The following is a 12804-nucleotide window of genomic DNA, read 5'->3' as shown; positions in this document are numbered from 1 at the left end:
CCTCCATGTGCCCTCCTTCTCCCGGTATCGGCACGCCGTCTTTAGTAGCTCTTTGTCGATACGGCCACAATCGGCCGCGTATCGACGCAGAGCGAAACCGTTCGATCTTCGGATGATCGATCGCGTGTCCGAATTGCACGGATTGTTACTCACCAGATCGTGATCTTTCTCTAAAGGAGCACAGGTTTGATGCCGAAGACCTCTGTGACCTTGAAAGCACGGTCGATCCGGTTTCACCCCCAGGACCGGATCCGTTCCGCACTCCAGGAGGCCTGGTGTCCGTTCTTCTTGAGCAGCCCGCAAGCCTGGTCGCCTACCGCCCGAACAAGCCCACCGCCATGGTGGTCGTGGCCGACCCCCGCGTCCGCTCCACCGTCACCCGCCATCTGTGGGCGCTCGGTGTGCGCGACGTGATCGAGGCCTCGTCCATCGCGGAGGCTCGTCCCCGCATCGGCAACCCCCGCGACATCTGCGTCGCAGACGTCCACCTGCCCGACGGCAGCGGGCTCACCCTGCTGTCCGAGACCCGTGCCGCGGGCTGGCCCAACGGCCTGGCCCTGTCCGCCGCCGACGACATCGGAGCCGTGCGCAACGCCCTCGCGGGCGGTGTGAAGGGCTACGTCGTCACCGGCACCCGCAACAACATCGGCCTCCCCGGCCGGCCGGGTGCCGCCCCCATCGGCGCCGGCGCCCGTATGCACCGCCGCCCCCCGGGTGCCCCGAGCCACCCGGGCGGCTACCGCGAGCTGTCCGGCCGCGAGGTCGAGGTCCTGCGACTGGTCGCCGAGGGCCAGTCGAACAAGGCGATCGGCGTCTCCATGGGCCTGTCCGCGCTGACCGTCAAGAGCCACCTCGCCCGGATCGCCCGCAAGCTCGGCACGGGCGACCGCGCCGGGATGGTGGCGGTGGCTTTGCGCACCGGAATCATCCACTGACCCGATCCCGATCACTGCTCCTGAGCCCTGCCCCTGATCACTGGCGCACGCTCCTCGGCGACCGGCCGCTGACGACCGCTTCGCCACCACTCCTGACCGAGATGACCGACAGAATTCACTGACACGTGTGACACGTGACCGGTTTACGACCCCAAGGCGCCCGTCGACGGAACGTTCCGTCGGCGGGCGCCGTCCATACACAGATACCCTTGACAGGTGACCGAAGCCCAAGAGACCGCAGCAGACAGCTCACTGCGAACCACCGGAGGCGCCCCTCCGGACGACAACGGATCTTCTGAGGCTCCGGCGCCGGTCCCCCTTCTCGATCCACGTGACGGAATTCCGCCTGTCGTCACCGACGAGCAGTCGCTCGCCGAGGTGATCGCCGCGTTCGCCGCGGGCAGCGGCCCCGTAGCCGTCGACGCCGAACGGGCGTCCGGTTACCGCTACGGACAGCGCGCCTATCTGGTGCAGCTGCGCCGCGAGGGCGCCGGCACCGCGCTCATCGACCCGGTCGCCTGCCCCGACCTGTCGGGCCTCGGCGAGGCACTGAGCGGCGTGGAATGGGTGCTGCACGCCGCCACGCAGGACCTGCCCTGTCTCCGCGAGATAGGCATGATCCCCACTCAGCTGTTCGACACCGAACTGGCCGGACGGCTGGCCGGGTTCCCCCGGGTCGGCCTGGGCGCGATGGTCGAGGGGGTCCTCGGCTTCGTACTGGAGAAGGGCCACTCCGCGGTCGACTGGTCGACCCGTCCGCTGCCCGAGCCCTGGCTGCGGTACGCGGCACTTGACGTCGAACTCCTGGTCGACCTGCGGGACGCGCTGGAGAAGGAGCTGGACCGGCAGGGCAAGCTGGAGTGGGCCCGGCAGGAGTTCGACGCGATCGCGTCGGCGCCCCCGCCGGAGCCCCGCAAGGACCCCTGGCGCCGTACGTCCGGCATGCACAAGGTGCGCCGGCGCAGGCAGCTCGCCGTCGTACGGGAGCTGTGGGAGACCCGGGACCGGATCGCGCAGCGCCGGGACGTGTCGCCGGGCAAGGTCCTGTCGGACGCGGCGATCGTCGAGGCCGCGCTCGCCGTGCCGGTGAACGTCAACGCGCTCGCCGCGCTGACCGGATTCGGGCATCGGATGGGACGGCGGCAGCTGGAGCAGTGGCAGGCCGCGGTGGATCACGTGAAGGCGCTCACCGACGCACAGCTGCCCCAGCCGGGGCAGCCCCTGGTCGGGCCGCCGCCGCCCCGGGCCTGGGCCGACAAGGATCCGGAGGCCGCGGCCCGGCTGTCCGCCGCGCGGGCCGGCGTCTCCGCGCTGGCCGAGCAGCTGAACATGCCGCAGGAGAACCTGATCACTCCGGACACGGTGCGGAGGGTCTGCTGGGAGCCGCCCGCTTCCGTGGACGCCGACTCCGTGGCCGCGGCCCTCGCCGGGTACGGGGCCCGGGCCTGGCAGGTGGAGCAGGTCACGCCGGTGCTGGTGGAGGCGCTTTCCGCCGAGGTGCCGTAGGGATGCGGCGGCTCACCTCGTCGCTCCCTTCATGAAGCCGTTGTAGATGAACCTCTGCAGCGACAGGAAAGCGATCAGGGTCGGCAGGATGACCAGGACCGCGCCCGCCGAGATCGTCTCCCAGTGGGCCGCGAAGGGGCCCTTGAAGCGGAAAAGCGACGTCGAAATCACGCCAAGATCCTCGGACGGCATGTAGAGGAAGGGGATGTAGAAGTCGTTGTAGACGGTGATCCCCTTCACTATCACCACCGTGGCGATCGCCGGCTTGAGCAGCGGGAAGATGATCTTCCGGTAGATGGTGAAGGCGTTGGCTCCGTCGAGGCGTGCCGACTCGTCCAGGGAGATCGGGATCGACCGGACGAACTGCAGGAAGATGTAGATCGACACGATGTCCGTGCCCATGTAGAGCGCGATCGGCGCCCAGAGCGTGTCGAACATGCCGAAGCTGTTGACTATCTGGAACGTCGCCACCTGGGTCGTGACGCCGGGGACCAGGGTCGCCACCAGGAAGAGAGCGATCACCAGCTTCCGGAAGCGGAACGTGAAACGGTCGATCGCGTACGCCGTCATCGAGCCGATGAGGACGGTCCCCGAGACGGCGAACAGCAGGACGATGGCCGTGTTGGCGAAGGCGGACAGCATCTCGCCGTCCTGGAAGGCCGTCACGTAGTTGTGGAAGTTCAGCAGGTCGCCCGGCAGCGAGAGCGCCCCGCTGTCGTCCGCCATCTCCCGCTCGGTCTTGAGCGAGGTCAGGACGATCACGCCCAGCGGCAGCAGGACGACCACCGTCGCGAGGACCAGGGACAGGTACACGAACGTACGGGCAACCACTCGGCGCGTCATACGAGATCCACCCTGTCGTCCGGAACGAGCCGCCGCTGCACCCAGGTCGCGGCGAGCACGATCAGCAGCAGTACGACGGCCGCCGCCGAGGCGAGCCCCGTCTTGTTGAACTGGAACGCCAGCTTCACCGTCTGGATGACGAACGTCTCGGTGCCGGTGGCCCCGCCGGTCATGCTGTACGGGATCTCGAAGACCGACAGCGAGCCCGAGATCGACAGGATCACCGTCAGGCTCAGCACCGGTTTGATGCCCGGCGCGATGATGTACCGGAACTGGTGCCAGCGGTTGGCCCCGTCGAGTTCGGCGGCCTCGTACAACTCCCCCGGGACCGACTGGATCGCACCCAGGAACAGGACGAAGTTCAGACCCGTGTAGCGCCAGACCGAGACGCCGGCGAGCGAGGTGTTCGCCGACGTCGGTGTGCCCAGCCAGGCGTGGTCCGTGTGGACTCCGAACAGGCTCAGCACCGAGTCGAGGGTGCCGCCGTCCTGGAAGAAGTAGAGGAACACGAAGCCGATCGCGACCCCGTTGATCAGGTACGGGAAGAACAGCACGCCCTTGAAGAAGTTCTGGAAACGGACGTTGAAGCTGAGGATCGTCGCGAAGTAGAGCGCGGCAACGATCTGGAGCGCGGAGGCGGCCAGGTAGTAGCCGCTGACGAAGAACACCTCGAACAGCTCGGGGCGTGTGAGGAGTTCGGTGTAGTTCTCGGCCCCCGTGTAGTGCAGTTCGGGGCTGACGCCGTCCCAGTCGGTGAAGCTGTACGCGACCATGTTGACGATCGGCGCGTAGGTGAAGGTCAGCAGCAGGGCGAGCGGGGCGATCAGGAACAGCCAGGGGGTCACGCCCCGCCACAGGCGTGCCCCGCGCGGGGGTGTTCCGGGTTCGGTGCCGGGGGCGGGCGGGGGCGGCGGTTCCTTCCGCAGCGCCGCCCTTCGCCCCGTCATGCCGGCCTCGGTGGTGTCCGTCACCGCGTCCCCACGGACTGCTGTGCCTCGGTCCAGCGCTTGCCGAGGTCCCCGAGGAAGTCGTCGAGACTGCCCTTGCGGGCGCCACGGGCCAGGTCGACGAGATCCTGACGGTAGTCGGGAGCGTAGATACCGACCTCCGACTCGGAGTCGATGAGCTTGAGCCGCGCTCCTTCGGTGTCGTCGACCTCGATGAACTTCACGCCCGCTTCCTCGTACGGCTGCAGCACCTCGGGCAGCGGGGCGTCCTTGAGGGGGGAGATGGAGAGGTTGTCCTCCGCGTAACCGGACTTGTCGGTGAACCAGTCGATCCAGGCGCGGGCCGCCGCCTTGTGCTCGCTGTGGACGTTGACGGCCTGGTTGTAGTCCGGCCCGATCACCGCACAGAACTTTCCGTCCACCTGGGTCGGGAAGGGCATGAACCCGATGTCGGCGGGGTCGACTCCGGCCTTCTTCGCCGCGTCCTGGAACTGGACGATCGCCCAGGTGCCGAGCCACTGTGTGGCGATCTGCCCCTTCGCCATCCGGGGCTTGGACGCTTCCCAGTTGGTGGTCGTCGGGTCCTTCTCCGCCAGACCCTCGTGGACGATGTCGTACAGCAGGGTGTCGCCGACACGCAGGTCCGCGCCCTTGGCCCACGGGTCGCTGTCGACCAGTTTCGTCGTCGCGCCGGTGTCGCAGCTGACCGAGCCGTTGACGGACGTCCAGGAACTGAGCGGCCACTGGGCCGCGAAGTTGGTGTAGTACGGGTCCGCGTCCGTCTTGGACTTGATCGCCTTCAGCGCGGTGAGGAACTCGGCGGGGGTGGTGGGCCAATCGGTGATCCCGGCCTCCTGCCAGACCTTCTTGTTGTAGAGGAAGCCGGGGGCCACGCCGACCGGGCTCTGGCCGTAGACCTTGCCGTCGACGGTGGTGAAGTCGGTGAAGCGGTACTTCTTGGCGCGCTCCGCCTGGGTGCCGAGTGAGGCGAAGAACTTCGGGTAGTCGCTCTTCTTGATCACCGCGGGGATCAGCAGGACATCGCCGTAGTTCTCCGTGTTCATACGGATCTTGACTTCGGCCTCGTAGTTGGTAAGGCCCTCGAACTCGACCTTGACCTTCGGATAGATCTTCCGGAAGTCGTCGGCGTACTTCTTCAGCGTGCCGTCCTGCACCAGGTCGGTGCGCACGGTGAGGACCTTGATGGTTCCGCTCACTTTTGACGGATCGTCAGGCGCTTTCGCGTCGGCGCCCTTCGAGGTTCCTCCGGCTCCGGTGCACGCGGAGAGCAGCAGTCCGGCGGTGAGGAGTACGGGAATCGTGCGGCGGTTCATGTGCATCAGCTCCGTTCGGGACGGACGAGCACTACTGGGTTGGCTGATTCGGCACTCTGACACCATCTACTGAACCGGTAAAGTCTCTATTTCGCCAAGGGTGCCACCATGTTCTCCGCGCTTGACTCACGCGATGATGGAACGGTTTAGGGAGTGTGCATGCTGGAGGCCACACCGCTCACCGAGGGCTGGACCGTACGGTACGAGGGGGGCGAACTGCCTGCCGCCGTCCCCGGGTGCGTACACACCGACCTGCTGGCGGCCGGGGTGATCCCGGACCCCTTCCTCGGCCGGAACGAGGCGGAGGTCGCCTGGGTGGGGCGCCGGGAGTGGACGTACGAGACACAGCTCGCGGCCGGTTCGGCGCAGGAGCAGACCGATCTCGTCTTCGACGGGCTCGACACCGCCGCCGAGATCCGGCTCGACGGTCAACTCCTGGGCCGGGTACGGAACATGCACCGCTCGTACCGCTTCGACGTGACCGGCATGACCGGGCTGCTGTCCGTCCGGTTCGCCTCCGCCTATGCCGAGGCCGAGGCCGTGCGGGAGCGGCTGGGCGAGCGGCCCGGCGCCTATGCCGAGCCCTACCAGTACATCCGGAAGATGGCCTGCTCGTTCGGCTGGGACTGGGGTCCGACCCTCGTCACCGCCGGCATCTGGCGGCCGGCGCGCCTGGAGCACTGGTCGACGGCCCGGATCTCCCGGGTGCGCCCCGAGGTGACGGTCGACGAACAGGGCCTGGGGCACGTCAGGTTGGCGGTCGACGTCGAACGCACCAGGGTGGAGGCCGGGCTGACGCTGGAGGCCCGGGTGAGCGGCGGCGGTCTTGCCGGTGGCGGTGCGGTCGTGGTGCGGGGCGAGGTCGACGGGGCCAGTGGCGTCGTGGAAGTGGACGTGCCGGACGTGGAGCTGTGGTGGCCGCGCGGGTACGGGCGACAGGAGCTGTACGACGTCGAGCTGACGCTCCGTCATGGCGATGTCCCCCTGGACGCCTGGCGGCGGCGGGTCGGATTCCGGACCGTCGAGCTCGACACCTCCCCCGACGCCCACGGGACCGGGTTCACCCTGGCCGTCAACGGGGAGCGGTTGTTCGCGCGGGGCGTCAACTGGATCCCGGACGACGTGTTCCCGTCCCGGATCACCCCTGAGCGGTACCGAAAACGGCTCACGCAGGCGGCCGACGCCGGTGTGGATCTCGTCCGCGTGTGGGGCGGCGGGATCTACGAGAGCGAGGACTTCTACGACGTCTGCGACGAGTTGGGGCTGCTGGTCTGGCAGGACTTCCCGTTCGCGTGCGCCGCCTATCCCGAGGAGCAGCCGCTGCGGGGTGAGGTGGAGGCGGAGGCCCGGGAGAACGTCGTACGGCTGATGCCGCATCCCTCGCTCGTACTGTGGAACGGCAACAACGAGAACCTGTGGGGCTTCAGGGACTGGGAGTGGGAGCAGCGGCTCGCCGGGGAGTCGTGGGGCGAGGGGTACTACCTGGGCGTACTGCCGCGTGTGGTGGCCGAGTTGGATCCCACGCGGCCCTATACGGCGGGCAGTCCCTGGTCCGGGTCCTGGGAGCGGCATCCGAACGATCCGGCGCACGGTACGCATCACTCGTGGGAGGTGTGGAACCGGGAGGACTACGCCGACTACCGGCTCGAAGTCCCGCGATTCGTGGCCGAGTTCGGGTGGCAGGCACCGGCCGCGTACGCCACGATGCGACGGGCGCTGCCGGGTGAGGGGCTCGCCCCCGACTCCCCCGGCATGCTGCACCACCAGAAGGCGGACGACGGGAACGGCAAGCTGGAGCGCGGTCTCGCCCGGCATTTCCCCTTGCCGGACGGGGACTTCGACCGGTGGCACTACCTCACCCAGGTCAACCAGGCCCGTGCCGTCGCCGCCGGGATCGAGCACTGGCGAGCGCACTGGCCCGTGTGCGCGGGGACGATTCTGTGGCAGCTCAACGACTGCTGGCCGGTGACGTCCTGGGCGGCGATCGACGGGGACGGGCGCGCGAAGCCGCTCTACCACGAGCTGCGACGACTGTACGCGGACCGGCTGCTCAGCCTTCAAGTGCGCGGCGAGGACCTGGTGTTGGCCGTCGTCAACCAGGGGGCCGAGCGGTGGACGGGGACGGTGGAGCTGCGTCGGCTGTCCGTGGACGGGGACGGGACCGGTGAGTCGGTGCGGGTCCCGTTCACGGCGGAGCGGCGGGCGGTCGCCGAGGTGCGGGTGCCGGAGGTGGTCGTGCCGGTGGGGGCCAAGGAGTTCCTGGTCGCGGATGTCGTCGCCGGTGCGGAGGGGGCCGACGGGGAGGGGCTGCGGGCGCTGCACTTTCCCGTCCCTGACCGTGAAATCCCTTACCCCCGGCCGGAGTTCGAGGTGCGCGTCGCGCCGGGTGCGGTCACGGTGACGGCTCGTACCCTCGTACGGGATCTGCTGCTGCAGGCGGACCGGCTGGACCCGACAGCGCGGGCCGATCGTGGGCTGGTGACCCTGTTGCCCGGGGAGCAGGTGACCATCGGGGTGCGCGGCTGGGAGACTCCGGATGCCGAGACCGCCCGATCGGCCCTGTACTGCGTGGAGCCCGCCAGATGACGGCATTGCCGACCCCCCGCGTCACCATCAAGGACGTCGCCGCGCGCGCTGGCGTGTCCAAGGGGGCCGTGTCCCTCGCGTTCAACCACAAGCCGGGACTCGCCGAGGCGACCCGGGACCGGATTTTCACCGCCGCCCGCGAGCTGGGCTGGGAGCCGAACCTCACCGCGCGGTCGCTGGCCGGGTCCCGGGTGGACGTGGTGGGGCTGGCGATCTGCCGACCGGCCCGGCTGCTCGGGCTCGAACCGTTCTACATGGACTTCATCTCGGGCGTGGAGAGCGTCCTGACCGAGCGTTCGTGCTCGCTGCTGCTCAGGCTCGTCCGGACCCTGGAGGAGGAGGTCGGGCTCCAGGAGTCCTGGTGGAGGGGACGGCTGATCGGCGGGGCGATCCTGGTCGACCTGCGGGCCGACGATCCCCGGGTGCCGGCCGTCGAGCGGCTCGGGATGCCCGCGGTCGCGGTCGGGCATCCGTCGTTCACCGGCGGACTCACCTCCGTGTGGACCGACGACGCCACGGCCGTGACGGAGGCGGTGCGGTATCTGGCGGCGCTCGGGCACCGGCGGATCGCCCGGGTGGGGGGTGCGGCGGCACTCGGGCACACGAACATCCGTGCGGCGGCTTTCGACGAGGCCGCGCGGGGACTCGATCTGGCCGGTGCGTGGCAGGTCTCCACCGACTACTCCGGCGACGCGGGGGCGCGGGCCACCCGGTCACTGCTGTCCGCCTCGGCGGCGGACCGGCCCACGGCGATCCTGTACGACAACGACATCATGGCCGTGGCGAGCCTGTCGGTGGCCGCCGAGATGGGGCTCGACGTGCCGGGCGATGTGTCGTTGCTGGCCTGGGACGACTCGCAACTGTGCAGGTTGACTCGGCCCACCTTGTCCGCGATGAGTCACGATGTGCATGGGTTCGGGGCGGATGTCGCGCGGACGTTGTTCGAGGTGATCGGCGGGGGTGGGGGTGGGTCTCATCCGGTGACCACGCCCGTTCTGACCCCCCGGGGGTCTACCGCCCCGCCCAAGGGGTAGGGGCTTTCTCCTGCAGTGCGGCTGCGGGTGTGTTGTGGCTGGTCGCGCAGTTCCCCGCGCCCCTGAGGTGGGCATGTGTAACCGGCGGTAACATGGCGGAGTCGTGTGACCTTCGCCGCTCTCCAACCCAGGGGTGTGCAGTACGGTTACTCGCAAGTAGCATGGGGCTGAGCGCCCGCTCAGGTTGCGTATCGCAGCAGTGCCGTCCCGCACCTTTGGAGGAGAGCCATCGTGCCTCGTACCGTCAGGGATGTCGTCTTCGTCGACGGCGTCCGCACCCCGTTCGGCAAGGCGGGCCCGAAGGGCATCTACCACGAGACCCGTGCCGACGACCTCGTGGTGAAGGCGATCCGGGAGCTGCTGCGCCGCAACCCGGGTCTCGACCCGAAGAAGATCGACGAGGTCGCCATCGCCGCGACCACGCAGATCGGTGACCAGGGACTCACGCTCGGCCGCACCGCCGGAATCCTCGCCGGTCTGCCGCAGTCCGTGCCCGGCTACTCCATCGACCGCATGTGCGCCGGCGCGCTGACCGCCGTCACCGCGACCGCCGGTTCGATCGCCTTCGGTGCCTACGACGCCGTCATCGCCGGTGGCGTCGAGCACATGGGCCGTCACCCCATGGGCGAGGGCGTCGACCCGAACCCGCGGTTCGTGAGCGAGAAGCTCGTCGACGAGTCGGCCCTGTTCATGGGTATGACCGCCGAGAACCTGCACGACCGGTACCCGCACATCACCAAGCTGCGCGCCGACGAGTACGCCGTGCGCTCGCAGGAGAAGGCCGCCAAGGCGTACGCCAACGGCAAGATCCAGCAGGACCTGGTGCCGATCTCGGTGCGTAACACGAACGACCAGGTCGGCGAGACCGGCTGGGGCCTCGTGACCGCCGACGAGCCGATGCGTCCGGGCACCACCCTGGAGAACCTCAGCGGGCTCAAGACGCCGTTCCGTGTCCACGGGCGGGTCACGGCCGGCAACGCGGCCGGTCTGAACGACGGCGCCACCGCGTCGATCATCGCGTCCGAGGACTTCGCGCGCGAGAACAACCTGCCCGTCAGGATGCGCCTCGTCTCGTACGCCTTCGTCGGCGTCGAGCCCGAGGTCATGGGCTACGGACCGATCCCGGCGACCGAGAAGGCCCTCGCCAAGGCCGGCCTCGGCATCGGTGACATCGGCCTGTTCGAGATCAACGAGGCCTTCGCCATCCAGGTCCTCGCCTTCCTCGACCACTACGGCATCGCGGACGACGACGCGCGCGTCAACCAGTACGGCGGTGCCATCGCCTTCGGTCACCCGCTGGCCTCGTCGGGTGTGCGTCTGATGACGCAGCTCGCCCGTCAGTTCGAGGAGCAGCCGGAGGTCCGCTACGGCCTCACCACCATGTGCGTCGGCTTCGGCATGGGCGCCACGGTCATCTGGGAGAACCCGCACCACAAGGACGCCGGAGGCGACAAGTGAGCACCACCGAACTCCTCAAGGGCGCGGCCGAGCTGTTCCCCGACGAGGTCGTGACGTCGGCGCACGTACGCCACCTCGACCTGCCGTTCGGCGCCGGACGCTTCGCGCTGATCACCCTCGACAACGGCTTCGACCACACCAAGCCGACCACCTTCGGCCCGGCCTCGCTGGCGAACCTGAGCATCGCCATCGACCAGGTCGAGAAGGAGGCGTCGGCCGGCGAGATCGTCGGTGTCGGCATCACCGGCAAGCCGTTCATCTTCGCCGTCGGCGCGGACCTCAAGGGCGTCGAGCTCCTGAAGAACCACACCGACGCGCTCGCCATCGGCAAGGGCGGCCACGAGGTCTTCAAGCGCCTCGGCGGGCTCGCGGTCCCGACCTTCGGCTACTACAACGGTGCCGCCATGGGCGGTGGCGTCGAGGTCGGTCTGCACTGCGAGTACCGGACCGTGTCGAAGTCCATCGCGGCCTTCTCCCTCCCCGAGGTCTTCCTCGGCCTCGTCCCGGGCTGGGGCGGCTGCACGCTCCTGCCGAACCTCATCGGCGCGGACCGCGCGGTGAGCGTGATCATCGAGAACTCGCTCAACCAGAACAAGCAGCTCAAGGGCCAGCAGGTCCTCGACCTGGGCATCGCCGACGCGCTGTTCGAGGGCGCGGACTTCCTGGAGCAGTCGCTGATCTGGACGGCTTCCGTCGTCAAGGGTGACATCAAGGTCGAGCGTCCGGCCATCGACCGCGGCGAGGCCTGGGACCAGGCCGTCGCGAAGGGCCGTTTCATCGCGGACAGCAAGGTGCACGGTGCGGCTCCGGCCGCCTACCGCGCCCTCGACATCATCGCCGCCGCCAAGAACGGCGACCTCCAGCAGGGGTACGACGCCGAGGACGTGGCCCTCGCCGACCTGATCATGGGCGGCGAACTCCGGTCCGGCATCTACGCGTTCAACCTCGTCCAGAAGCGCGGCAAGCGGCCGGCCGGTGCGCCCGACAAGTCGCTGGCCCGTCCGGTCACCAAGGTCGGCGTGGTCGGTGCCGGTCTGATGGCCTCGCAGCTCGCGCTGCTCTTCCTTCGCCGCCTCGAGGTGCCGGTCGTGCTGACCGACATCGACCAGGAGCGCGTCGACAAGGGTGTGGGCTACGTCCACGCCGAGATCGACAAGCTGCTCGGCAAGGGCCGCATCAACCAGGACAAGGCCAACCGCCTCAAGGCCCTGGTCACCGGTGTGCTGGACAAGGCGGAGGGCTTCTCCGACGCCGACTTCATCATCGAGGCCGTCTTCGAGGAGATCGGCGTCAAGCAGCAGGTGTTCGCGGAGGTCGAGGCGGTCGCCCCGGCGCACGCGATCCTGGCGACCAACACCTCCTCGCTGTCCGTCACCGAGATGGCGTCGAAGCTGAAGAACCCCGAGCGGGTCGTGGGCTTCCACTTCTTCAACCCGGTCGCGATCCTGCCGCTCCTGGAGATCGTGCGCGGCGAGCAGACGGACGACGCCTCGCTCGCCACGGCGTTCGGTGTCGCCAAGAAGCTGAAGAAGACCGCGGTGCTCGTGAAGGACGCTCCGGCGTTCGTCGTGAACCGCATCCTGACCCGCTTCATGGGCGAGATCCAGAACGTGATCGACGAGGGTACGCCGGTCGCGGTCGCGGAGAAGGCGGTCGAGCCGCTGGGCCTGCCGATGTCGCCGCTGGTGCTCCTCGAACTGGTCGGTCCGGCGATCGGTCTGCACGTCTCGGAGACCCTCAACCGGGCGTTCCCGGACCGCTTCACGGTCTCCCCGAACCTCGCCGCCGTCGTCAAGGCGGGCAAGCGCGGCTTCTACGTGTACGACAGCGGGAAGCCCGAGCTGGACCCGGAGGTCGCCGCGCTGCTGAAGCAGGGTGACGTCGTCCTGAGCGAGGAGCAGGTGCGGGACCGGGTGCTCGACGCGGTGGCCCAGGAGATCGGGCTCATGCTCGACGAGGGTGTCGTGGCCGAGGCGCAGGACATCGACCTGTGCCTGATCACCGGTGCGGGGTGGCCCTTCCACCTGGGTGGGGTCACGCCCTACCTGGACCGTGAGGGTGTCTCCGAGCGGGTGAACGGGAAGCGCTTCCTGGAGCAGGGCCTGGCGAGCGTCCCGGCGTAACGGGACATCCTCCGCAGGGCAGGTCGTGACGAAGGCGG

Annotated in this window: 9 protein-coding genes; 6 read left to right on the top strand and 3 right to left on the bottom strand. The window is 68.8% G+C overall.

The window, feature by feature from the left end; translation table 11 throughout:
• Positions 1-275 precede the first annotated feature (275 nt).
• Positions 276-935 (top strand): response regulator transcription factor, encoded by a 660-nt coding sequence (locus STRTUCAR8_RS32520; RefSeq protein ID WP_006380440.1) that lies wholly within the window; start codon positions 276-278, stop codon positions 933-935.
• Positions 936-1151: 216 nt separating this feature from the next.
• Positions 1152-2441 (top strand): ribonuclease D, encoded by a 1290-nt coding sequence (locus STRTUCAR8_RS32515; RefSeq protein ID WP_006380442.1) that lies wholly within the window; start codon positions 1152-1154, stop codon positions 2439-2441.
• A 12-nt stretch (positions 2442-2453) separates the two neighbouring features.
• Here STRTUCAR8_RS32515 and STRTUCAR8_RS32510 read toward each other — a convergent pair whose 3' ends face one another.
• From STRTUCAR8_RS32510 to STRTUCAR8_RS32500, 3 genes are read right to left on the bottom strand one after another with little or no spacing between them, the layout of a single operon-like run.
• Complete coding sequence (locus STRTUCAR8_RS32510) at positions 2454-3284, bottom strand: carbohydrate ABC transporter permease (protein ID WP_044473289.1); 831 nt, start codon at positions 3282-3284, stop codon at positions 2454-2456.
• Positions 3281-4231, bottom strand: a complete 951-nt coding sequence (locus STRTUCAR8_RS32505; protein WP_100247729.1) for a carbohydrate ABC transporter permease — start codon at positions 4229-4231, stop codon at positions 3281-3283. The genes STRTUCAR8_RS32510 and STRTUCAR8_RS32505 overlap by 4 nt, the downstream gene beginning before the upstream one ends.
• Positions 4232-4251: 20 nt before the next feature.
• Entirely contained in the window at positions 4252-5565 is a 1314-nt protein-coding gene (locus STRTUCAR8_RS32500; protein ID WP_006380448.1) for an ABC transporter substrate-binding protein, read from the bottom strand.
• A gap of 159 nt (positions 5566-5724) precedes the next feature.
• Between STRTUCAR8_RS32500 and STRTUCAR8_RS32495 the strand changes: the two genes are divergently transcribed.
• From STRTUCAR8_RS32495 to STRTUCAR8_RS32480, 4 genes are all read left to right on the top strand, one after another.
• Entirely contained in the window at positions 5725-8151 is a 2427-nt protein-coding gene (locus STRTUCAR8_RS32495) for a glycoside hydrolase family 2 protein (RefSeq protein WP_006380447.1), read from the top strand.
• Entirely contained in the window at positions 8148-9185 is a 1038-nt protein-coding gene (locus tag STRTUCAR8_RS32490) for a LacI family DNA-binding transcriptional regulator (RefSeq protein WP_006380444.1), read from the top strand. Before STRTUCAR8_RS32495 ends, STRTUCAR8_RS32490 begins: the two co-directional genes overlap by 4 nt.
• A 231-nt stretch (positions 9186-9416) precedes the next feature.
• A complete protein-coding gene (locus tag STRTUCAR8_RS32485) occupies positions 9417-10643 on the top strand; it encodes a thiolase family protein (protein WP_006380443.1) in 1227 nt (408 codons plus the stop codon).
• Entirely contained in the window at positions 10640-12766 is a 2127-nt protein-coding gene (locus STRTUCAR8_RS32480) for a 3-hydroxyacyl-CoA dehydrogenase NAD-binding domain-containing protein (protein WP_006380441.1), read from the top strand. Before STRTUCAR8_RS32485 ends, STRTUCAR8_RS32480 begins: the two co-directional genes overlap by 4 nt.
• Positions 12767-12804: the final 38 nt, after the last annotated feature.

The organism is Streptomyces turgidiscabies Car8 (genome assembly GCF_000331005.1).
Lineage (GTDB): Bacteria > Actinomycetota > Actinomycetes > Streptomycetales > Streptomycetaceae > Streptomyces > Streptomyces turgidiscabies.
Note: the sequence above shows the minus strand (reverse complement) of the source record. Positions and strands in the feature narration are given on the sequence as shown.

Bases quoted from the DNA above. Each gene is read 5' to 3' on its own strand.
- STRTUCAR8_RS32510 (WP_044473289.1), bottom strand. From the start codon at position 3,284: ATGACGCGCCGAGTGGTTGCCCGTACGTTCGTGTACCTGTCCCTGGTC.
- STRTUCAR8_RS32505 (WP_100247729.1), bottom strand. From the start codon at position 4,231: ATGACGGGGCGAAGGGCGGCGCTGCGGAAGGAACCGCCGCCCCCGCCC.
- STRTUCAR8_RS32500 (WP_006380448.1), bottom strand. From the start codon at position 5,565: ATGAACCGCCGCACGATTCCCGTACTCCTCACCGCCGGACTGCTGCTC.
- STRTUCAR8_RS32495 (WP_006380447.1), top strand. From the start codon at position 5,725: ATGCTGGAGGCCACACCGCTCACCGAGGGCTGGACCGTACGGTACGAG.
- STRTUCAR8_RS32490 (WP_006380444.1), top strand. From the start codon at position 8,148: ATGACGGCATTGCCGACCCCCCGCGTCACCATCAAGGACGTCGCCGCG.